Consider the following 23,723-nt stretch of genomic DNA (forward strand, 5'->3'; position numbering starts at 1 on the left):
GATTTATAAGCCAACCCATTAAAGAGTTACTTGTTTATTATTTTACATTATTTCTACATTCAATCAATAAACAAGAGTCTTACAACAACCAGAAGGTTTTGTCCTTTATTAATTATTTTAGAAAGTTAAATTCAAATTAACACCTATACTTCTTGTTGAAGGCAATCCGAAAATATCAACACCTTGCAATCCTTCTCCTGAACTTAATGTTACGTTTGGATCAAATGGAGCATCTTTGTAGAAGAAAAATAAGTTTTTACCAACAAGAGAAACATTCACTGCTTTGAAGATTGTAGTTTTACTGAAATCAAAAGTATATCCTAGAGAAAGCTCGCCTAATTTAACATTTGTTGCTTTGTACATATATTCTCCAGTAGCACCAGCTCTATCTCCAACTGAGCTATAGTAATTTTGTGCAGACATTGTTGTAACTGGAGTTCCGTTTTCATCTATAGCATTTACTTTAACTCCACCAGCAGCTCTTGCATCGCCACTAGCTTTAGATACACCATAAGAATCAAGCATTGCTTCTGTCATACTCATTACATTACCTCCAAATCTACCGTCAATAAGAATATTTAAGAATACTTTTTTGTATTTGAATGAGTTTGAAAAACCTAACATAAAATCAGGGTTTGAACTTCCCATGTCTACCCAGTCCGTTTTTTGAACTAAAGCCTGATCTCCAACACCAGCAAGCAACATTTGACCTTGTGCGTTTCTCAAAATATCTTTCCCCTGAATTGTCCCGAATGGTTGTCCAACTTTCATAACATATCTGTAACTATTTGGATCTCCGTTAGTCAAAATAACTGTATTAACTTCGCCATTTGCACCTGTACCTAAGCTAAGAACCGTGTTTTTATTTGAAGCATAATTCAATCCAAGATCCCAAGAGAAATTCTCATTTTGAATTGCTTTACCAGTTACTGTAATCTCAAAACCTTTATTTTCGATACTACCAGCATTGAACGCATAATTAGTATATCCTGTAGTATTTGGAATTGGCGCCGGAGAAGTAATTAATTGATTTTTTGTTTCATTTCTGTAGTATGTAAAATCAAATCCAATTCTGTTATTTAAGAATCTCCATTCTGTACCAAATTCATATGAATTTTGCATTTCTGGCTTCAAAGAAGTTCCTGGCTGAGGACCAACTATTGGTGCTGTAACGATACCACCAACTAAAGTATTTACTGGTGAAGTTAAAAAAGGAGAAATATCATTACCTACTTGAGCAAATGAAGCTCTAACTTTTGCATAACTAATTGCTTCAGGCAATGATACCATTTGGCTTAAGACAGCTGATAAACCTACTGAAGGATAAAAGAAACTTAAATTATCTGTATTTACCAAAGTTGATGACCAGTCGTTTCTTCCAGTCAAATCAAGATAAACCATGTCTTTGTAACCAATCGTTGCACTTGCAAAAAGTGACTGAACTTCTTTTTTACCACCAATAGTATGAGCATTTCTTTCTGCAGATACAAAGTTTCCTGTATTAAACCAGTTTGCATTTACAAGTCCATTCTTTTGACCTGAATCGCTGATGTAAGCATCATTGATTGTAGATTTTGTAATACTTGTACCAAGGTTAGCGCTGAATGAGAAATCATCACTGAATTTTGTATTGATAGTAGCAATTAAATCACCATATAATTGATTACTTTCACTATCTGAATAGATATATCTACCTGTAGATGGTGCCAAAGTTTCGTTTGTACCAGCATACATTCTTTTGTCAAAAATGTTATCAAATTTATTATAACCTCCTCTTGCTTTAATGCTCAACCAATCAGTTGCTTTATATGTAATAGCAGCAGAAGTGATTAAAGATTGGTTTTTATCGATTGATTGATTTCTGTTTAAAATCCAACCTGGGTTTTGAATAATATCAGATGTCTGAGAAGGCCATCTTTGAGTCATTAAGTTTCTTGCTGGATCGAATACTTCAAAGTTTTTATAGTAATCGTTAAAATCATTTCCTCTTGGGAACAAATAAACTCCTGTCAATGGGTTGAAGTACAATCCGTTTGTTGGTTTGTTTATAATTTTTTGCTCTGCATAAGATATAGCACCATCAATAGTTACTTTATCATTAAATAATTTAACGCTTTGACGAAGTGCAATATTATTTTTCTTGAACTCGTTTGTTGGAATTACTCCGTCAACTTTAGTATTTGCATAAGTAAGACTAGTTGACATTTTATCAGATCCTCCATTTACAGATACAGAGTTGATCATAGTAAGACCTGTATTGTAAAAATCTTTTACATGGTCAGGAGAATTTTTAGCAGCTCCCCAAGTTTTGTCAGATGTTGGATCTGCTCCATAACTAGTTTGAAATTTTGGCAATGAAACTACATTATCAACAAATACACTCGCGTTGTAAGCTGCTGTTACGTTTCCTTCTTTTCCTTTTTTAGTTGTAATTACGATAACACCATTTGCTCCTTGAGAACCATATAAAGCAGCTGCAGAAGCTCCTTTAAGAACTGTCATCGATTCAATATCATCAGGGTTCATCATAGAGATTGCATCTCCACCATCTCTGTTTCCTCCAGCTGTATCACCAAAAACCTGATTTGCTTGAGCTGAATTAGAGTTCAACATTGGAATCCCGTCAATAACATATAAAGGCTGGTTATTTGTCGCAGATGAGTTACCACGTATTGTCACTTTTGCAGCTCCACCAGCTCCAGCAGAACTTTTTCCAACGATAAGACCTGCAACTTTACCAGATAAACTGTTCATTAAGTTGGCATCCTTAACTCTTGTAACCTCATCTCCTTTAACTTCCTGAGCTGCGTACGTTAAAGTCTTTTTTGATCTTTTAAGTCCTAATGAAGTTACCACTACTTCATTTAATGCGTTTGATGCAGCCTGTACCATTTTTACATTTATTGTAGAAGCATCGCCTACAACTATGTTCTGTGTTCCAAGACCTACATAACTAAAAACTAATGTTTGTCCTTTTTGAACTTCAATAGTGTACAATCCGTCAAAATCGGTAGTTGTTCCTTTTTGACTTCCCTGTACCAAAACAGAAGCTCCTGGTAATGGCATACCTTCAGAATCTGTAATCACACCTTTGACATTTTTTACTTGTGCAAGCGAAACTTGCGCAGTAAAAACAATCATAAAGATTAAGAAAATTTTTTTCATGTTTAATTTATTTTGTTAGTTATGAAGTAAAATTATTCTTAAGGCATTGTTAAAAAAAATAAATTAAACCAACAGCAATAAAATTTAAACGAACGACATAAATCATTCAATAATACGCTTTACGAAAACGTTCTAATAGAAAAATTAAACACCAATATCCTTTTTTTGCGAAATTTTATTTAAAAAAATTGGCATTTTGCAGTTAATTGTTTAAAGTTGCACTATATTTCAATATTGTTAAGAAAATCTAAAAACCTCATAAAGAACTTTAAACCAGTTGAAAGAAATACGAAAAGTTAAATTTGACATTAAACTGCAAAATCATATCTGGTTCTGGGGAGTATACTTTACTTTAAACTTCTTAAGATGGGGTGCCTACTTTAATGATTACCCTTATTCATTCAAATCTAACCTAATCGAATTTTCACTGGTTATACCTTTAGTATATTTGAATTTATTTGTTTTAGTTCCGAGATATGTATTGAAGCAAAAATATATTATGTATACATTTTTATTGCTTCTGAGCCTATTTGCGATTTATTTGGCCAAAACTGCTCTTACCTATTATATTATATCCGAAAATATCTGGCCAGAAGCCAATAGAGAATACCATCCTTTCGAAATCAATCACATTGTTGCCGTTTGCATTGGCGAATTGTATGTTCTCGCAATGGCATCGTCCGTTTATCTCACCTTAACCTGGCTAAAAGAGAGAGAAAGAAACAGATCTTTGCGAGAGAATCAGTTTAAGATAAAACTCAAGTATCTCGAAAATCAGATTCAGCCGCATTTTTTCTTCAATACCTTAAACAATCTGTATGCATTGTCGCTGGAATCTTCAAAAAAAGTTCCAGATGTAATTATAAAACTTTCCAATTTAATGGAATACGTTTTGTATGATGTTAAAGGAACCAAATTTGTACCTCTTATAAAAGAAATCGATTATATCCAGAATTATATCGAGATAGAAAAGCTCCGATTTGAAAATGTCGAAGTAACCATAAACTTAGAATCAAATATTGAAGATGTAGTTGTACCCCCGCTAATTTTTATTTCTTTAGTCGAAAATGCATTCAAACACGGTGGTCTGAATAACAAAAATTTAAAAATAAAAATCAATTGCAAAGTTATCGACAACAAAACACTCGATTTTGAAATCTTAAATAATTTTGTAATTTCACAAAATCATAATCCGAAAAGGGGGATTGGTTTGGTAAATACAAAAAAAAGACTGAAGCTGATTTACAAAAGCAATTTTAGCCTTAAACACCAAACCAAACTTAATTTCTACATAATCAGATTACAAATACCTACCCAGAATGAAGATTAAATGTGTGTTAATTGATGATGAGCCTTTAGCTATTAAAGTCCTGGAAAATTATTTTGCCAATTTTACAGACTTTGAGGTTGTAGCAACATTTACTAACTCTTTGGAGGCGCTAGATTTTATTAACAGCACACCTATAGATGCCGTCTTTTTGGATATTAATATGCCAATGATGACTGGTTTTGAACTTATTAGTCTAATCGAAAGCAAAACCAAAGTTATCATCACCACTGCCTTTAGAGAATTTGCCGCAGAAAGTTATGACTTGGATGTTTTAGATTATTTGGTAAAACCAATTCCGTTGCCACGATTTATTAAATGCATCAACAAAATCACAACCGAATACAATCTTAAAAACAATATTAAAGTTGAAACCTCAAAAGGAGATTCTCATATTTTCATCAAAGTCGATAAAAAAATGATGAAAATTAATATTGAAGAAATTCTATTTGTTGAAGGAATGAAAGAATATATAAAAGTTGTCACTCCAGACAAAACCTATATTACCCATAAATCTCTTACATCTCTATCGGAAGAATTACCTGCAGATCGCTTTCTTAGAATACATAAATCCTATGTAATCGCCCTAAATAAAGTAAAATCTATAGAAGGAAACCGAGTTCAAATTCAATCTTACAACATTCCGATAGGCCGAAACTACAGTAAAGAAGTTAAAAACAAGATATTGGAATAAAACCTAATTGCGAATCACATTTTCTAAACAGGTTAAAATTAACACTTTGTTGAAAAAACATAGTCGTTGGTTTAAATTTAACATTATTTATACCTTTTTATTTTTTTTTGATAATCCTAACAAATATATTTACGGTCTTCAAAAAACAATAAAATAAAAAATTAACCTTATTATTATGAGTTCAGAAAATGTGCAAACCAAATGGGGGCAATTTATCTCTTTGATAATCGTCTTCTTCTTTTGGGGTTTTGTTGGTTCAGCCAATGACATCCTGATTCCAGTATTCAAAAAAGTATTTACGTTATCGCAAGTACAATCTCAATTAGTGGCATGGGCTTTTTACGCTGCTTATTTTGTTGGATCAATTATATTCTTTATCGTTTCTTTAAAAGTAGATGTTTTGCAAAAATATGGCTACAAAAGAACACTTTCAGCAGGATTAGTTTTATCAGCAGTAGGTTCATTTCTATTCGTTCCTGCAGCTACAATCCAAAGTTTCCCTTTCTTCCTAACAGCTTTATTTACAGTAGGATTAGGATTCTCAATTCAGCAAATTGTTGCAAATCCGTTAGCCATTAAAATGGGGAGCCCAGAAACTGGAGCACACCGTTTGACACTTGCAGGCGGAATTAACTCTTTCGGAACAACGATCGGAGCTATTTTATTAGGTATCGCTTTATTCGGAATGGGAGACAACAAAAAAACAGCTCTTTCATTAGAAGACATTAAATTGCCATTCATCATTCTAGGTCTTGCATTTATTGCTGTTGCTGTTTTCATGAACTTCTCTAAAATTGAAGATCCTGTAAAAGAGGAAGAAGCAATCATCAAGGACAAACACAGTAATTTCAACATTCTTGACTATCCTCAATTATACCTGGGTATGTTAGGAATTTTTATTTATGTTGGAACTGAGGTAACGATCATCAGTAACCTGCCTGCCTTATTGCACACACACGAGTTCGGAAACATTCTAGAAGACGCTGTTGCACCATTTATTGCCCTTTACTGGGGAAGTTTAATGATTGGCCGTTGGAATGGCGGTGTTAACGTATTCAACACTTCAAACTTAGTAAATACAGCACTTAAATTTATCGTTCCTGCTGCGGCATTTGGAGTAATTATCGGAGCAAACATCTTTGCCGCTCACGATGTTTCTTCATTCTATATCTACCCAATCTGGATTTTATTATTTATTGCCGTAAGTTTTGTTGGCGGTAAAAACGCTGGAAAAACATTAATGCTTTTCGGAATCTCAGGATTAACAATGATGGTTTTAGGACTAGCTTGGCCTAACCCAGAAATTGCTAAATTCTTCTTCATTTCTGGAGGATTGTTCTTATCTATCATGTGGCCATCAATCTTCGATTTGGCGATTGCAGGACTAGGAAAAAACACAGGAAAAGCATCATCTTTCTTAATCATGATGATTCTTGGAGGTGGAGTAATTCCATTATTGCAAGGAAGCATCTGTGATTTAGATGCTACAAATCCAAACGGAATTTTCGGCATTACTTATACACACTTCTCTTACATTGTACCGCTTATCGGTTTTGCTTATTTAGGATTCTACGGCTTCTACTGCCCGAAAATCTTAAAAAGACAAGGAATCAGCCATATCGAAAGTGCTGGCGGAGGACACTAAAAATTAAAAAAACTCCAATATATAAAAAATCCAAATTCCAGTTTTACTTGAAATTTGGATTTTTTTTATTTCAAAAGAAAAAAACTTAGCGCCTCAGCATCTTAGAAACTTAGAAGCTTAGAAACTTAGAATCTTTACTTCGCGTTAATAATATTGCTCAAATTTTTCTTGAAAATAGCTTTATTCTGCGCCGTTAAAGGATAAACTACATCTTTATCTGCATGAACAATTATCTTATCAATATCAGCATTTAAAAGCGCTTGCGGATCTTTTATTTTTAGCGTGCAAGCTCCATCAAAATAACCGTCATCCTCTATTGTTTTTCTAGCTTCTATTTTGGTGCCATCACTTAAAACCGCCGAAATTGTCATTTCGCTATTTAATGTTTTAGAGTAAAAACCGTCCATTACCAGCAAAAGACGATAAGTATTTTTTAATTCCGGACCTTTAAACTCGTGTCTCGTAATATTATATCGAAGACCTTTAGCGAGAGTTTGAAATTTAACCGAACAATCCAACTCATAAGTAGCAACATCTCCCGCATCATTTACCGAAGTGATAACCTTAGCAGCTTGAGCATTTATAGAAAAACTCGCTACAAAAAACGACAACATAAATAAGATAACTTTCATATTTAACTATTTAAGATTCAATATAAAAGTAAAAAAAATCGCCCTTTCTCATAAGAAAAAAGACGATTTTAATTTTATAAATATCTTAAGGACTACTTATTTCCTTTTTCGAAGTCAGCAACGAACTGCGCTAAACCGATATCTGTCAATGGGTGTTTCAATAAACCGTAAATTGCAGAAAGAGGTCCAGTCATAACATCAGCACCAATTTTAGCACAGTTTACAATATGCATCGTGTGACGTACAGAAGCTGCTAAAATTTGAGTTTCGTACCCGTAATTATCATAAACTTCTCTAATTTCCTGAATCAAATTCAATCCATCAGTAGAAATATCATCCAAACGTCCAACAAATGGAGAAACATAAGTAGCTCCAGCTTTTGCAGCCAAAATAGCTTGCCCAACAGAGAAAACAAGCGTTACATTAGTTTTAATTCCTTTATCAGAAAAATATTTAGCTGCCATAACCCCTTCCTTAGTCATAGGTAGCTTTACAACAATCTGCTCGTGCAATTCAGCCAGCTCCTCGCCTTCCTTAACCATACCTTCAAAGTCAAGAGCATTAACCTCAGCACTTACATCACCATCAACAAGATTACAGATGTCAACATAATGCTTAAGAATATTGTTTTTTCCAGTGATTCCTTCTTTTGCCATTAATGACGGATTAGTCGTTACACCATCCAAAACACCTAAAGCTTGTGCTTCTTTAATTTGAGCTAAATTAGCTGTGTCAATAAAAAATTTCATAATTTATATTATTTAAATTGTGTTGATTTATTAGGGCGTGACCATATTTGCAAAAGGCGCACCAATCAAACCGCTTACAAGCGCCTTTTTCAAATCCGGTCGGGCTATCCGTACTACTTTGGTAGTTCACTCCTATCCCTCACGCAAACGCAGCTGCAAAATTACGAAATCAATACCAATAACAATTTCAAAAATCAAATCAATTTGTGATTTAAATCTAAAATCAGGCAATTAATTCCGTTTTATAACTTATAATGGTTCATTAACATTTTCTCGTACATTTTATCTGGAAGAGCTCGTTTTAGCACAATCGAAAACTTCTGCATAAAAGCCCCGACTTTATAATGCACGTTTGGCTTCTTGGTCTGAATGATTTTATAAACCGCCTCTGCCATTTCATTCGGATTGCTTCCTGCATCAACATGATCGTTCATCGTTGCTAGAACTTCACCATAAACCTTTTCATAAGCCGAATCTTTAATGACTGGCGCATGATAACGTCCTGCCGCAATATTAGTGGCAAAATCCCCTGGAGCCACATTGGTGATCTCGATGCCAAAAGATTTCACTTCCATCCTTAAAGCTTCTGTAATTAATTCCAAAGCCCCTTTTGAAGCCGAATAAACGCTTCTATACGGAAGTCCCATATATCCAGCAATAGAAGTAATATTAATGATAAGCCCAGAATTCTGCTTGCGCATTTGCGGAAGCGCGGCCTTCATAACTTCAATAGGCCCAAAAAAATTTGTTTCAAAATTATTTCGAATTTCTTCAGTAGGAATTTCTTCCAATGGCCCTGTAATTCCAACTCCAGCATTATTAATCACAATGTCTAATCTTCCGGAAGTTTCAATAATTCTGTTTACAGCAGTTTTAATAGAATCAGAATTTCGAACATCTAAAGCCACCAAAGGAAAAATAGAATTTAAAACTTTCTCAGGATTTCTGCTTGTTCCGTATACAACAAAACCTTTTTGATGTAAAAACTCACCAATAGATCTACCAATTCCTGATGATCCTCCGGTAATTAAAACGACTTTGCTCATTTTTTTAGTTATAAGTTATAAATTAAGAGTTATAAGTTTTCGGAATTGGCCTTTATTTTAAAACTTCTATCCAATAACATTTAACTTCAGATAGGGCCAAAAATAAAAAAATCCTCCTGAAAGGAAGATTGCAAACTAATTAAAATTCAAAAAAAAAAAAAAAAAAATGGCAAGCGACCTACATCGCACCGCTCAACCGCGTACCCTTGCTATGTTCCCATCCTGGGGGAGTCTGCAGGAGCTGGTCGTGTAGGACTTGCCGGTGCAAATATACAACCTTTTTATATTTTTGCAAGACCTTTGTTGCTATAAAAATAACGTCGTATATTGGCATATTGAAATTTTAAACTATGAAAAAATATAACTTCCTAGCTGTCATTTTATTAGGAATCACATTAATTGGATGTGGAGATACAAAAAAAGGTGAAAATTCTTTATTTACTATCGATGATTCTGCTTTTCCAGCCCATTTTACGCAAAAAGAAGTGTTAAATATTGGAATTTTAAATCCAAATTCGAAGGAAATCGACAGCGTTGCCTACTTCTTAAACGACAAAAGAATTGGAGGCACAAAAGGCGCTAAAGATTTTAGATTTGAATTAATAGATCAAAAATTAGGCTATCAATACCTAAAAGCTACTGTTTATTTTGGAGGAGACTCTTCTGATGCAACCAAAAGAATAGAAGTTGTTTCTGATATTGAACCAAAATTATTAAAGTATAAAGTTGTAAACACTTATCCGCACGATAAAAAAGCCTTTACAGAAGGTTTTGAGTTTTACAACGACACTTTGTATGAAAGCACTGGACAAGAAGGCGCTTCGTTTATAAAAAAATACGATTATAAAACGGGTAAAGTTTTTAAACAAATTGATCTCGATCAGCAATATTTTGGAGAAGGGATCACTTTCATAAATGGCAAATTATTTCAGCTAACGTATAAAAACAAAAAAGGTTTTATCTACGATGCTAAAACTTTAAAACTGGAAAAAACTTTTGATTACGAAAAAGATATTGAAGGTTGGGGAATGACGAATGACGGAAAATATATCTATCAGACTGACGGAACAGAAAAGATTTGGAAAGTTGACCCAAATACTCAAAAAATGATCGATTATGTGAATGTTTATTCTGGAAACTCAAAAATCAAAGCCGTTAATGAGTTAGAATGGATTAACGGAAAAATCTATACAAACGTGTGGTTTAAAGACGCTATTGCAGTTGTAAATCCAGAAAACGGAGCTGTTGAAGGAATTTTAAATCTTTCTGATTTACGCAAATCTATGAACGACATTACAACTGAAGATGTATTAAACGGAATTGCATACAATCCTAAAACTAAAACCATTTTTGTAACGGGTAAAAATTGGAGCAAAATGTTTGAAATAACAGTTTCTGAATAATTACAGTCAAAAAAGAATTTTACGAATTTCACAAGTTTTCACACATTTATACGTGAAAATTTGTGAAATTTGTGTTTTATAACAATTCACATTAATGATCACTTTAATCACAAACATACAAGAGTTATTACAGGTTCGCGAGACTCCGATTGCTAAAGTTTCAGGTGCCGAAATGGCCGAACTCCCAACTATAAAGAACGCATTTTTAATAATAAAAGACAATCTGATTGAAGATTTCGGCTCAATGGATAATCTTCCAAAAATAAATGCCGACAAAATAATTGATGCGACAGGAAAAGTTATTCTTCCATCTTGGTGCGACAGCCATACGCACATTGTGTACGCAGGAAATCGCGAGCAGGAATTCGTAGACAGAATCAACGGACTTTCTTATGAAGAAATCGCCAATCGCGGCGGCGGAATTTTAAATTCGGCTAAAAAACTAAACGAGACGTCAGAAGAGGAAATTTACGAACAATCTAAGATTCGTCTCGAAGAAGTAATGCATTTAGGAACAGGAGCTGTCGAAATTAAATCGGGTTACGGTTTGACAGTTGATGGAGAATTAAAAATGCTTCGCGTCATTAAAAAATTGGCCGAAAACTATCCTATTGCAATAAAAGCTACGTTCTTGGGCGCCCATGCTTTTCCTTTACATTACAAAGACGATAAAGCAGGTTATCTAGACGAAATTATCAACGAAATGCTGCCCGAAATATCAAAAGACAAGCTTGCCGATTATGTTGATGTTTTCTGCGAAAGCGGCTATTTTTCTGTAGAAGAAACAGAAAAAATTATGGAAGCAGGTTTAGCATTTGGCTTAAAACCGAAAATTCACGTAAACCAATTCAATTCTATTGGCGGAATTCAGTCTGGAGTTAAATTTAATGCGCTTTCTGTGGATCATTTAGAAATTATGAATTCAGAAGATATTCAGGCATTAAAAAACACAGAAACGATGCCTGTGGCTTTGCCTTCGTGCTCTTACTTTTTAAGCATTCCATATACGCCAGCACGCGAAATGATAAAAGCCGGATTGCCTTTAGCATTGGCTACAGATTTCAACCCCGGTTCTACTCCATCAGGAAATATGAATTTTGTGGTGGCAACAGCTTGCATCAAAATGAAAATGACTCCAGAAGAAGCGATAAACGCCGCGACAATAAATGGCGCATATGCAATGGGTCTTTCTGAAACTCACGGAAGTATTACAAAAGGCAAAAAAGCCAATTTAATCTTGACAAAACCAATTTCTTCCTACTACCAAATTCCATATGCTTTTGGAAGCAATTTAATTGAATCTGTTTTTATAGAAGGAAGAATTCTAGAATAACTATTTATTCAAATAAATTAAATACAGCTCGTGGTTTCAATTACGGGAAACGTATTGTTTTCAAACAATAAAACATTCAAATTTCTCCATAAAAAAAGGTCTGTGATTTTCACAGACCTTTAATATCTTAAGTGGTATTTTTCCTTTTGGCAATTATCTTAAACTGAAACTAGTTTTAGAAACTAATTCATCGTTATCAAAAATATTGATGAAGTATGTTCCTTTTGCAAAATCTTTTCCAGGAAGATCTTCACTAACTTGTACAGTTTTATTCTCGTATTTAACTGTAGTTTTAAAGCTGTAAGTTAATGTATTATCTCCAAAGCTTTCTGTTTTCTTTTCTCCTAAAACATTGTTTTTAGCATCGATAACTTGAACGTAATATGTTTTATCTCCAGATTTAGCAATTTGATTTTCTGCAATTGTAAAACTAACTTTCAAAACATCAGCACGGCTTGCTTTATCCGTTTCGATTTGTTTACCAGAGCTTTTTAATTTGTAAGCTGAAGTTTTAGTATTCAATATAGATAATTTAGAACCTTTTTCTACAGTTTTAGCTAATTCCTCATTTTGGCCAACCAAAACTTCGTTATATTTTTTAGATTCTCCTAAAACTACAATAGTACTATCTCTCTGAGTAGTTAAAACACCATTTTGTTTTTTCAACTCATCGTTTTCAGCAACTAAAGTTTTCATTTTGCTCTGCATTGCCTGAACTTGAGATCTATATTTAGAAACATCTCCTTTAGACTTGTTCAAATCATCCATTAAAGCGACTACCTTATCTCTCTCTTGGATCAATTCGTCAGACATCGAAGTATTTTCAGCAATTGCAGCATCGTAAGTTGCTTTTAACTCCTGTAAGTCTTTCATTACAGATTCTTTTTCAGTCAAAGTTGTTGTAAGCTCGGTTTTAACTACTTCTGTATCAGAAGATAATTTAAAAATATACACTAAACTACCGATCAGTAGGACTGCTAAAACTGCGATTACCGCCTTTAGACTTGAATTGTTGTTCTTTGGGTTTTCCATATTTAAATAATTTTCTTTAATAACAAATTTAAGAATTAATATAAGGTAATAACGTAAGTTTCTACAATTATATTATTTTTGGAAAATAAATTTTTTTCATGGAAAAATTAATCCCTTTCACTATAAATGATTTAGCAAAAGTTACAAATCATAGAAGTGGTGAATTAAAGTTCGGAGAAAAAATGATTGTCATTCCCTCAGGAGTTGACAAAGTTAATTTTCTCAAAGAAAGCGAAGCAAAATATGTTCTTTTAGGAATTCCTGAAGATATTGGTGTGCGCGCCAATTACGGCAGGCCTGGGGCTGCTTCGGCATGGCAGTCTGCCATAAAAAGCATTGCCAACATACAGCATAATCGTTTTTGCAAAGGAAGCAACATCATTATTTTAGGGCAAATTAATGTTAGCGCTGAAATGCGTGAAGTAGAAAACCTTGATTTTAATGACATTGACGATCGTTCTAAATTAAGCCAGCTGGTTGAAAAAATAGACAAAGAAGTTTCTCATATCATTTTTACGATTATTAAAGCCGGTAAAACGCCAATTATTATCGGTGGAGGCCATAATAATGCCTACGGAAATATTAAAGGCGCCGCCCTTGCGAAAGGAAAGCCGGTAAATGCAATCAATTTTGATGCGCACTCTGACTTTAGAATTTTAGAAGGCCGTCATAGCGGAAACGGATTTTCGTACGCTTACGAAGAAGGTTTTCTAAAGAAATACTTCATTTTTGGCCTTCACGAAAACTACACTTCAAAAAGCGTTTTAGATATTATAAAAAAGTTAGAAGACCGTGTTCGATACAATACGTATGATAGCGTCAATATCCGAAAAGAAAAAGATTTTAATCGTGAAATGATTACTGCTTTGGATTTTATTAAAAATGACGCTTTCGGAATCGAAATCGATCTTGACGCCATTCCAAATATTGCAAGCAGCGCCATGACAATTAGCGGGTTTTCTGTGGAGGAACTGAGACAGTTTATTTCTTTCTTTGGCGAACATAAAAATGCCGCTTACCTTCATATTTGCGAAGGCGCGCCAGATTTAGACAATTCTCCAAACAACAATTTAATAGGCAAACTAATTGGCTATCTGGTCACCGATTTCATCAAAGCAAATCTTGAACCTGCTTGATTTTAACCGCCATATTTGATCTTGATGCAAGGCCAGTTTGCCAAATAAAACCAAATTCAAACAAACCTTTGAACGAATAAACATATCTTTGCACAGCATTTTGGCAATTAAAGCTAAAATACTTAATACCAAAGATATGTTATTCGAAGATTTATCACTTTCAAAAAGTATACAAAAAGCCGTATTTGAAGAAGGCTATTTAAATCCGACCCCAATTCAGGAAAAATCCATTCCAATTGTTTTACAGGGGCGTGATTTAATTGGCTGTGCGCAGACCGGAACAGGAAAAACAGCAGCATTTGCTATCCCAATCATACATCAATTACACCGAATTGTAGGTTCGTCAAAAAAAGCCAAACAAATTCGTGCGCTTGTGGTTACGCCTACTCGCGAATTGGCCGTGCAAATTGGACAAAGTTTTGACACGTATGCAAAATACACCAATTTAACGCAACTGACTATTTTTGGAGGAGTTTCTCAAAACCCTCAAGTTGATGCTTTAAAGAATGGCGTCGATATTTTAATTGCCACTCCAGGCCGTTTATTGGATCTTCACAAGCAAGGTTTTCTTGATTTCAACCATCTGCACACTTTGGTGCTTGATGAAGCCGATCAGATGCTAGATATGGGTTTTATAAACGATGTGAAGAAAATTGTAAAGCTGACGCCAAAAAACAGACAGACTTTACTTTTCTCTGCGACAATGCCAATTGCCATTCGCGAACTGGCAGAAATGTTTTTACAAGACCCAGAAAAAGTTGAAGTTTCTCCAGTTTCATCTACTGCCGAAAATGTAGAACAACGCATTTATTTTGTAGATAAAACCGAAAAAAGAAATTTACTGTATAGTTTGATTAAAGAAGAAAACTTATCAAACGTACTTGTTTTTTCGAGAACAAAACATGGCGCTGACAATGTTGTAAAAGCGCTTCGCAAAAAAGATATTCCAGCAGAAGCAATTCACGGAGATAAATCGCAAAATGCAAGACAACGAGTTTTGGACGCCTTTAAAAACAAAGAAGTCGGCGTTTTGGTCGCAACCGATATTGCTGCGCGTGGGATTGACATTGAGCAGCTTCCGTATGTAATCAATTTTGATTTGCCGAATATTCCTGAAACTTATGTGCACCGTATTGGCCGTACGGGCCGTGCAGGAAATGGCGGAATAGCGATTTCTTTCTGCGGAAAAGATGAACTTCCTTATTGGAAAGACATCCAGAAACTGATTAAAGTTGACGTAAAAACAATTGCAGACCACCCGTATCAATGGCATTCTGGAAGTCCAGAAGCTGGAGAAAAACCTAAAAACTCGAACAGAAGCGGTGGCGCTCATAAGTCGAGAAAATCAAATAATGCTAAGAAAAACAAAAAACGCTGGTACTAAACAGCGTTTTTTTCGTTTATCAGGAAATTGATTATTTTAAATAATTTAACCGGTTCAAAAGGTTTGATTATAATATCGTTCATTCCAGACGAAATCGCTTCATCTGTTATTTCATCCTTATCAAAAGCAGTCAAGGCAACAATTGGAGTTTCAATTCCTTGAAGACGGATTCTTTTTGTGGTTTCAAAGCCATTCATTAACGGCATATTGATATCCATTAAAATCAAATCAAACGTTTCGTCTTCTAGAATTTTAAGCGCTGCAAAGCCATCGTCTACTACTTTACAGGAATAATTATTCTTTTCGATAATCTTTTTCGTCACCAGCTGGTTAATCAAGTTATCTTCGACCACTAAAATTTTATAGACCTCGCTTGAAGTCAAATCAACTTCAATCTCATCGATAATGCTTTTAGTTTTGGCCAAATCGTGCTCAAAGGCAATTGTAAACGAGAATGCCGTTCCTTTTCCGAGATCGCTATCGAGCGTAATAGAGCTGCCAAAAAGTCCTAACAATCTTTTTACAATGCTGAGCCCTAAACCTGTACCCTGATAATCTTCGTCTTTTCTTCCAACCTGAACAAACTTTTCAAATATTTTGTTTTGATCTACAGCCGCAATCCCTATTCCATTGTCTTTAATCAAGAAATCCAAATAATGCAGCTTTCCTTCAACTTTGTTTACTTTTACGACAATTTCAACCTGTCCATCTTTGGTGAACTTCAAAGCATTACTAACTAAATTCATTAAAATCTGAGCCAGACGCAGCTTATCTCCAATTAAATATTCAGGAATATTAGGATCTATATCAATAGAAATGCTATTGTTATTTTTCTGGGAAAGAAAAGAAAGCGAGTTTTTGATTACCGTAATTTCATCAGAAATATTGAAAGTTAGGTTTTCAAGTACGATTTTGTTTTCTTCAATTTTATTAATCTGCAGAATATCATTTACCAAGGATAATAAATATCTGGCGGAAAACTTAAGGGAACTTAAATGCTGGCTTCTTGAAATTTCTTTATGCTCTTCGAGCAGCATATTGGTAATTCCGACCACACCATAAAGAGGAGTACGCAATTCGTGGCTTATAGTCGATATAAATTGTGTTTTGAGCAAAGAGGCTTCTTCTGCAATTTCTTTCGCTTTAAGAAGCTCCAAATTGTGTTTTTTCTTGTATCGAATGTTCTTTATCAGCGTGATAATTAAAATTAAAAGAATCAGCGAAATCAGAATAAAAAGAATTACAATGATTTTCGATTTTCTTAAACTTTGAGATTGTTCTACTTTTTCTCCCTCAACTTTATCAATCTGTCTTTTGTATTCGTCCAATTCTAGACTTAAACCAGCTTGAGAAGCCTTTTTAATTTTCTTAACATCGTATAGTTTAGCTGAAAGATCATAATATTTAACAAGTGCATCGTACGCTTCTTTATCTCTATTCGTTTTTCTTAAAAAATGCGAATATTCTAAATAAGCACGTGCCAGATCTATTTTCTCCTGACATTTTTTGCCTGATTCAATAGCACTCAAAAAATAAGCATTGGCTTCCTTATTTTCATTTTTATAGCTCGAGTAGATACCATTCAACATAGCAACAATAACCTCAGTCGACTCGTCATTGTACTTTATTTTGGTACTGTTTACATACTTTAAAAAGAGATATCCCTGATTGTAATTTCCAATATCAAAATAAGCCCATGCAATGTTTACGTTTGTAAAATAGACTTCTTTTAAATCATTTATTTTCAAAGCGTAAGCTACTGCTTTTTTATAGCTCCGAATTCCTTCATCAAATTGTTCCTTTCCAAAACAATACATATTCCCCAAATTGTTATAAAGGTTGCATTTTAAGGAATCGTTATTAGTTTTATTAGCATAATACAACCCTTTTTTATAGAAAAAAATGGCTTTATCATACTCTTCCAATTCGTTATAATTGGCAGCTATAATATTATACGAGCGAGCCGTAAGGCAATAATCTTTTATTGCTGTCGCAGCATTTAGGGCAACTCTAGAATAGATGAGTGATTTTTCGAAATTGGATTCTCTAAAATTTAAAAGCGCTTTCTTTACATTCTTATCAATTTTAGGATCGAGGTTACAATTAGATTGCGCGATTGCCGAATTGGCAAAGCAATTCAGAACCAATAGAAAAAGTAAAAAAATCCGTTTGTGGGGCATTAATCGGCTAATTTGATCAAATATACACTTTAAAATAAAAAAAAGCTGTATTTTATAAAAAAATACAGCTTGTCAAATATTATTTCAATAACCTAAGAAAAAATTAAAATCTCAGTGCTATTATTTATTCTTTGTTGTTCTCCCATTGTCCTACAACAGAAGTAGCTAATGCATTTCCTAATACATTAGTAGCACTTCTAAACATATCGCAGAAATGGTCAATCGGAAGGATTAATGCAATTCCTTCAATCGGAATATCAAACATACCGCAAGTTGCAGCAACGACAACCAAACTTGCCCTTGGCACACCTGCAATACCTTTACTAGTAAGCATCAAAACCAAAAGCATCGCCATTTGCGTTCCTAAATCTAAATGCACATTATAAAACTGAGCAATAAAGATGCTGGCAAATGTCATGTACATCATGCTTCCGTCAAGGTTAAATGAATATCCAAGTGGCAGCATGAAAGAAACGATTTTATCTTTTACTCCAAAACCTTCTAATTCTTCAGTCAATTTTGGAAATACAGCTTCACTGCTTGTTGTTCCAAAGGCAATCGCCAAAGGTCCTGTAATACGTCTTAACAGCTCAGTCATTCTGCCTTTAAGGAAAATATATCCGATAAGGATTAAAATAGCCCACAATGTCCCGATACCGATTAAAAACGAGCCGAAAAATTTAAAGTAAGTAATCACCAGCTCTTCTGCATCTCGAATAGCAAATACGCCTGCAATTGCTCCAAAAACTCCAATTGGCGCAAATTTCATTACATAGTTTACCATTTTTAAAACCACGTGCGATAACTTATCGAAAGCACCAATAATTGGTTTTACAGTCTCTCCTAAAGAAGCCGCTGCTAATCCGAAGAAAATGGAGAAAACTACGATCTGTAAGATCTCATTGGTTGCCATTGCTTCAATGATACTTTTTGGCACGATATGCTCAACGAAATTATCGAAAGACAGGTTTTGTGTTTTACCGGTAACTTCAGTAGCCGCTGCCATGTCAACATGGTCTAGTTTTAAACCAACTCCAGGCTGCAAAATATTTACATAAAACAATCCAATTAAAAGAGAAATAAAAGAAGCTGTAAAAAACCATCCAAGAGCTTTTCCTCCAATTCTTCCCACTGTTTTAATATCTCCCAATTTTGCAATTCCTACTACCAGAGTAGTAAAAACCAATGGAGAAATAATCATCTGCACCAAACGAATAAAGATAGTGGCAAGCATTTTTATTTTACTGCTAAATGCCTGCGCTGCTTCGGGTGAAATACTATTGTGCAAAATAATTCCCAAAATGGCTCCAAGAACCATCGCAATTATAATCTGCCCTGTTAATCCCGAAAGGAATGATGTTTTTTTAGTTTCTGTAACTTCTTGCATTAATTTATTTTTTGATTATTAAAATATAAGACCCTCACTGTCTTACCTTTTATTAATATGTTTTGTTGATTAAATAAAAATCAGCCAAAACAATTGCTGCCATCGCTTCTACGATTGGCACTGCGCGAGGCACTACACACGGATCATGGCGTCCTTTCCCTGTCATTGGTGTAATGTTACCTTTATTATCTAACGAATCTTGAGTCTGCATGATAGTTGCAACTGGTTTAAAAGCAACTCTGAAATAAATATCCATTCCGTTGCTTATACCCCCTTGGATTCCGCCTGAGAGATTTGTTTTTGTTGTTCCGTCTGGGTTGTATAGATCGTTATGCTCACTTCCTTTCATTTCAGAACCAGAGAAACCGCTTCCATATTCAAAACCTTTCACTGCATTAATAGAAAGCATCGCTTTTCCTAATTCTGCATGAAGCTTATCAAAGACTGGTTCTCCCAAACCAACTGGCACATTCTGAATTACGCAAGTTACAACGCCGCCAACAGTATCTCCCTGCTTACGGATATCACGAATATATTCTTCCATAATTGCCGCTGATTTTTCATCTGGACAACGCACTGGATTGCTTTCAATTTTAGAAAAATCCAATTCCTGATAAGGTGTCTCTAAATGAATTGGCCCAACAGAAGAAACATAAGCATTAATCTTAATTGCTGGCAGCATTTGTTTAGCAATTGCACCAGCAACAACTCTGCTTGCTGTTTCTCTTGCAGAACTTCTTCCGCCGCCTCGATAATCGCGAAAACCATACTTCTGATCGTAAACATAATCAGCATGGCTTGGTCTGTAATTATCCTTTATATGAGAGTAATCGTCTGATTTTTGATTGGTATTTGGAATAATGAATCCTATTGGGGTTCCAGTTGTTTTTCCTTCAAATATTCCTGATAAGAATTGAACGCTGTCTGGTTCTTTTCTTTGGGTAACAATTGCTGACTGACCTGGCTTTCTGCGAGCCATATCAACTTCAATCGCTTCAAAATCTAATTGTATTCCAGGAGGGCATCCGTCAATAATGCCGCCTAATGCTTCACCGTGAGATTCCCCAAATGTTGTAACTTTATATAATGTGCCGAAGCTGTTTCCTGCCATTGTGTTTTGTTTTGAGCAAATGTAAGTTTTATGAATTAAATTAAAAAATTTAAAACTGGTATTATTAACGAAACATTAAATGGTGTAAAAATCACAATTTGGTAAAATTATCCTCTTTTTAATAACCATTTAATAAAGTCAAATTTCACAAACTTTCTTTCATTTGTAAAACTTCAAATCAAGAAAAATTGAAAAAAAGAAATGTCGAATTGGTCATCCTTTCTGATGTCCATTTAGGAACTTACGGAAGTCACGCTAAAGAACTAAACAACTATCTTTCAAGCATTAAACCAAAAATATTAGTCTTAAACGGCGATATAATTGATGCTTGGCAGTTTCGTAAATCTTATTTTCCGAAAGCACATTTACGTGTTATCCAACGCATTATCGGAATGGCTTCTAAAGGAACAAAAGTGTATTATATTACTGGAAATCACGATGAGATACTTCGAAAATTCAGTGACATGAATATGGGAAATTTTGCTCTTGTTGATAAATTGGTTTTAGAATTAGACGATAAAAAAGCCTGGATTTTTCACGGAGATGTTTTTGACGCTTCTGTTCAGCACTCAAAATGGATTGCAAAACTCGGTGGCTTGGGTTACGATTATTTAATATTAATGAATCGTTTTGCAAACTGGTGTCTGGCAAAATTAGGGCGCGAGCCTTATTCTTTTTCAAAGAAAATAAAAGCGAGCGTTAAGAAAGCTGTAAAATTTATTTCTGACTTCGAAACCACGGCAACCGATCTGGCTATAGAAAAAAAATACGATTATGTAATCTGCGGGCATATACACGAACCTAAAATAATGACTAAAGAGAATAAACACGGTTCTACGCTATATCTCAATTCTGGCGATTGGGTAGAAAATTTAACCGCTTTAGAATACCACAAAAAACGCTGGAAATTATTTTCTTATAAAGCCAGTAATTTTGCAGAAGAGGAAAACCTTTTAGAAATGGAAGACCTCCTTACCTCTCAGCTTATTTCTTCGATAATCCTAAAATAAACACCTCAGAAGCAGTTTTTTAAGGTTTTTAACACGCTAAAATCTTGAAAATGTAAATTATGTAACAATTTTCAAAAATTTTATACGTTCTGTATCTGACTGTAATAATACATTTGAAAAAAAAATTAATTTACCATTTTTATGAAAAAGATACTTTTATCAGCCCTTATGTTTGTTGGTTTAGCATTTACGGCTCAATCGCAAGAAATTTCGAAGCACGCTTTAGGATTACGTCTAGGAGACAACAACGGATTTGGAGGAGAAATATCATACCAACTAGGATTAAATCAAAAAAACAGATTAGAATTTGATTTAGGATGGAGAAACAGCCATGATGTAGACGCAGTAAAAGGAGTTGCTCTGTACCAATGGGTTTGGAACATCGATGGAGGCTTTAACTGGTATGCTGGTGTCGGAGGAGGATTAGCTGCTTGGGATTACGACTACTATCACAACGATTACAGATATAAAGACAGCGGAACTTATGTTTTTGCAGCTGGAGATATCGGTATAGAATATAGATTTAAAGAAGTGCCGCTTACTTTATCATTAGACGCAAGACCTGAAATTGGTTCTGGATATTATGACGATGATAATTTTGGATTTGACGTTGGTTTAGGTGTCAAATTTAGATTCTAAAATAAAATTAAAAAATAATTGTAAGAAGAAGCCTGTCGTTTAAAGCGACAGGCTTTTTTTATGGATTTCTTTTGATTGCTTCCCTGATCGATTCCGAGGCTTCAGGAGAAGAGCTTTGATATAAAAAAGGGCTTCGACTCCGCTCAGACTGACAATCTTCGAAATCACTTCCTAAAAAACAATCAATGTCAGACTGAGCGATCCCGAGATTTCGGGAGAAGCCCAGTCTTTAAATAATTTTATTTAATAATAATTTCTTTCTTAGAATGTATTTTTACAACCGTATAAGGATAGGAAATCACCTGTAGGGACATTGCATCTTTGGGAGGATTGTTTTCTTTTACAGTTATAATAATATTTTTATCTGTTTCTTCAACCTTTTCTACATCAATGGTATAGCCGCTCGTATTTTTCTCGCCCATATTCAGAATCACATAATTATAGTCTTGAACATCTGGGTCTTTCATCTTATGAGCCAGATTCGGGTCATTTTCAAGCATTTTAATTTCATTTGGCTCGGTCAGGATTTCAAAAAATTTAATATTCCCACCGCCATCAGATTGTTTTGTCAAAACCTCATACAGTGCATTTGAATTTTCAACCTTCTTTACTCCGCACGAAATCATAACAAAAACGATTAAAACAGAAATTACTTTTTTCATTATATAGCTTTTACAAATTAGAGTTTTCATGCTTATAATCATCAATCGCTTTTTGATATAAAGCTTCATATTTAGGCAGGATGTTTTTAATATCAAACTTTCTTGCCACTTCAAGCGCATTTGCTTTAAATTGATTCAAAACGGCATCATCTTTTAAGATTTTCACAGCGTTTTGCGCCATTTCTTCCACATTGCCAACATTACTCAAGTATCCTGAGAAACCATCAAAATTAACTTCAGGCAAACCTCCAGAATTACTCGAAATCACCGGAACCCCACAAGCCATAGCTTCTAATGCCGCCAAGCCAAAACTTTCAGTTTCAGAAGGAAGCAAAAACAAATCGGTCATACATAAGATTTTATCAATTTCATGGCTATTTCCAAAGAAAATAACTTTGTCTAAAATACCCAATTCCTGACATAAAATTTCTGCCTTTTCTTTCTCAGGTCCGTCTCCAACCATCATCAGTTTTGCCGGAATCTCTTTCTGAACGTTGTAGAAAATCTTAATGATATCTGGAATGCGCTTTACTTTTCTAAAGTTACTGATATGCGTAATAATGCGCTCGTCTGCATTGGCCATCACATAACGATGGCAAGGCGCGCTTGGGTCTTTTTTGACTTTATCCAATTCTATAAAATTCGGAATCACCTTAATTTTATTCTTAATCTTGAATAATTTTAAAGTATCATCTTTCAAACTCTGAGAAACCGAAGTCACATAATCCGATTTATTGATACTGAAGGTTACCGCAGGTTTATAAAACGGATGATTTCCAACAAGCGTAATATCGGTTCCGTGAAGCGTTGTAATCATCGGAAGATTAATTCCTTCATTTTTCAACATTTGCTTTGCCATATAACCCGCATAAGCATGAGGAATGGCATAATGCACATGAAGCAGCTCTATTTTGTACAATTTAACCATATCGACCAACTTGCTCGATAACGCTAATTCGTAAGGCTGATAATGAAATAAAGGATATTCCGGCACATTTACTTCGTGATAATGTACATTCGGATTTAAAAGAGCCAATCTAACTGGCTGGCTGTATGTGATAAAATGTATTTCGTGTCCTCTTCTGGCTAATTCTAGACCTAACTCTGTGGCTACTACACCACTACCTCCAAAAGTAGGATAACAAACTATTGCTATTTTCATGGATTAAATTTAATTCTACGAAAATA

General features: G+C 34.5%; 19 protein-coding genes and 1 other RNA gene. 9 read left to right on the plus strand and 11 right to left on the minus strand.

Features of this window, described 5'->3' with window-relative positions; all coding sequences use genetic code 11:
* Window positions 1–117: 117 nt before the first annotated feature.
* The gene (locus N4T20_RS19070) at window positions 118–3,165 is read right to left on the minus strand and encodes a SusC/RagA family TonB-linked outer membrane protein (protein ID WP_260670652.1); all 3,048 of its coding nucleotides are present in this window, start codon (window positions 3,163–3,165) and stop codon (window positions 118–120) included.
* Between the two features lie 277 nt (window positions 3,166–3,442).
* Between N4T20_RS19070 and N4T20_RS19075 the strand changes: the two genes are divergently transcribed.
* From N4T20_RS19075 to N4T20_RS19085, 3 genes are all read left to right on the plus strand, one after another.
* Window positions 3,443–4,495, plus strand: coding sequence for a sensor histidine kinase (locus tag N4T20_RS19075; protein ID WP_260670653.1), 1,053 nt, complete (start codon window positions 3,443–3,445; stop codon window positions 4,493–4,495).
* Window positions 4,485–5,186: a LytR/AlgR family response regulator transcription factor gene (locus N4T20_RS19080; protein WP_260670654.1), complete on the plus strand. Its 702-nt coding sequence runs from the start codon at window positions 4,485–4,487 to the stop codon at window positions 5,184–5,186. Before N4T20_RS19075 ends, N4T20_RS19080 begins: the two co-directional genes overlap by 11 nt.
* Window positions 5,187–5,361: 175 nt before the next feature.
* Entirely contained in the window at window positions 5,362–6,831 is a 1,470-nt protein-coding gene (locus N4T20_RS19085) for an MFS transporter (RefSeq protein WP_260670655.1), read from the plus strand.
* Between the two features lie 134 nt (window positions 6,832–6,965).
* Here N4T20_RS19085 and N4T20_RS19090 read toward each other — a convergent pair whose 3' ends face one another.
* The 4 genes from N4T20_RS19090 to ffs form a co-directional block, all read right to left on the minus strand.
* Entirely contained in the window at window positions 6,966–7,463 is a 498-nt protein-coding gene (locus tag N4T20_RS19090) for a hypothetical protein (RefSeq protein ID WP_260670656.1), read from the minus strand.
* A gap of 92 nt (window positions 7,464–7,555) precedes the next feature.
* Window positions 7,556–8,212, minus strand: coding sequence for a fructose-6-phosphate aldolase (fsa, locus tag N4T20_RS19095; RefSeq protein ID WP_066034088.1), 657 nt, complete (start codon window positions 8,210–8,212; stop codon window positions 7,556–7,558).
* A gap of 242 nt (window positions 8,213–8,454) precedes the next feature.
* Window positions 8,455–9,258 carry an SDR family oxidoreductase gene (locus N4T20_RS19100; RefSeq protein WP_260670657.1) on the minus strand — a complete coding sequence of 268 codons (804 nt, stop codon included), beginning with the start codon at window positions 9,256–9,258 and terminating at the stop codon, window positions 8,455–8,457.
* Between the two features lie 164 nt (window positions 9,259–9,422).
* Window positions 9,423–9,520: signal recognition particle sRNA small type (gene ffs, locus N4T20_RS19105), an RNA gene on the minus strand.
* Window positions 9,521–9,608: 88 nt separating this feature from the next.
* Between ffs and N4T20_RS19110 the strand changes: the two genes are divergently transcribed.
* Window positions 9,609–10,661, plus strand: coding sequence for a glutaminyl-peptide cyclotransferase (locus N4T20_RS19110; RefSeq protein WP_260670658.1), 1,053 nt, complete (start codon window positions 9,609–9,611; stop codon window positions 10,659–10,661).
* 94 nt (window positions 10,662–10,755) lie between these two features.
* Window positions 10,756–11,994, plus strand: a complete 1,239-nt coding sequence (gene hutI / locus N4T20_RS19115) for an imidazolonepropionase (protein WP_260670659.1) — start codon at window positions 10,756–10,758, stop codon at window positions 11,992–11,994.
* A 153-nt stretch (window positions 11,995–12,147) separates the two neighbouring features.
* Here the strand turns inward: hutI and N4T20_RS19120 are convergent, their stop codons facing one another.
* Entirely contained in the window at window positions 12,148–13,026 is an 879-nt protein-coding gene (locus N4T20_RS19120) for a hypothetical protein (protein ID WP_260670660.1), read from the minus strand.
* Between the two features lie 98 nt (window positions 13,027–13,124).
* Here N4T20_RS19120 and N4T20_RS19125 point away from each other — a divergent pair, with 98 nt between their 5' ends.
* Window positions 13,125–14,162, plus strand: a complete 1,038-nt coding sequence (locus tag N4T20_RS19125) for a formimidoylglutamase (protein ID WP_260670661.1) — start codon at window positions 13,125–13,127, stop codon at window positions 14,160–14,162.
* A gap of 136 nt (window positions 14,163–14,298) precedes the next feature.
* Window positions 14,299–15,546: a DEAD/DEAH box helicase gene (locus N4T20_RS19130; protein WP_260670662.1), complete on the plus strand. Its 1,248-nt coding sequence runs from the start codon at window positions 14,299–14,301 to the stop codon at window positions 15,544–15,546.
* On the opposite strand, the gene N4T20_RS19135 is transcribed toward N4T20_RS19130, so the two are convergent.
* The 3 genes from N4T20_RS19135 to aroC form a co-directional block, all read right to left on the minus strand.
* On the minus strand, window positions 15,543–17,726 hold the full coding sequence (locus N4T20_RS19135) for a response regulator (RefSeq protein ID WP_260670663.1): 2,184 nt from the start codon (window positions 17,724–17,726) through the stop codon (window positions 15,543–15,545). The genes N4T20_RS19130 and N4T20_RS19135 overlap by 4 nt on opposite strands.
* Before the next feature lie 124 nt (window positions 17,727–17,850).
* Window positions 17,851–19,113, minus strand: coding sequence for a dicarboxylate/amino acid:cation symporter (locus tag N4T20_RS19140; protein WP_260670664.1), 1,263 nt, complete (start codon window positions 19,111–19,113; stop codon window positions 17,851–17,853).
* 52 nt (window positions 19,114–19,165) lie between these two features.
* Window positions 19,166–20,224, minus strand: a complete 1,059-nt coding sequence (aroC, locus tag N4T20_RS19145; RefSeq protein ID WP_260670665.1) for a chorismate synthase — start codon at window positions 20,222–20,224, stop codon at window positions 19,166–19,168.
* Between the two features lie 188 nt (window positions 20,225–20,412).
* On the opposite strand from aroC, the gene N4T20_RS19150 reads away from it, so the two are divergent.
* Both N4T20_RS19150 and N4T20_RS19155 read left to right on the plus strand, forming a co-directional pair.
* A complete protein-coding gene (locus N4T20_RS19150) occupies window positions 20,413–21,234 on the plus strand; it encodes a UDP-2,3-diacylglucosamine diphosphatase (protein WP_260670666.1) in 822 nt (273 codons plus the stop codon).
* Between the two features lie 141 nt (window positions 21,235–21,375).
* On the plus strand, window positions 21,376–21,873 hold the full coding sequence (locus N4T20_RS19155) for a hypothetical protein (RefSeq protein WP_260670667.1): 498 nt from the start codon (window positions 21,376–21,378) through the stop codon (window positions 21,871–21,873).
* A 239-nt stretch (window positions 21,874–22,112) separates the two neighbouring features.
* Here N4T20_RS19155 and N4T20_RS19160 read toward each other — a convergent pair whose 3' ends face one another.
* Both N4T20_RS19160 and bshA read right to left on the minus strand, forming a co-directional pair.
* Window positions 22,113–22,535 carry a protease complex subunit PrcB family protein gene (locus tag N4T20_RS19160; protein WP_260670668.1) on the minus strand — a complete coding sequence of 141 codons (423 nt, stop codon included), beginning with the start codon at window positions 22,533–22,535 and terminating at the stop codon, window positions 22,113–22,115.
* Window positions 22,536–22,545: 10 nt separating this feature from the next.
* Window positions 22,546–23,697 (minus strand): N-acetyl-alpha-D-glucosaminyl L-malate synthase BshA, encoded by a 1,152-nt coding sequence (gene bshA, locus N4T20_RS19165; protein ID WP_260670669.1) that lies wholly within the window; start codon window positions 23,695–23,697, stop codon window positions 22,546–22,548.
* Window positions 23,698–23,723: the final 26 nt, after the last annotated feature.

This window comes from Flavobacterium sp. TR2 (assembly GCF_025252405.1).
Lineage (GTDB): Bacteria > Bacteroidota > Bacteroidia > Flavobacteriales > Flavobacteriaceae > Flavobacterium.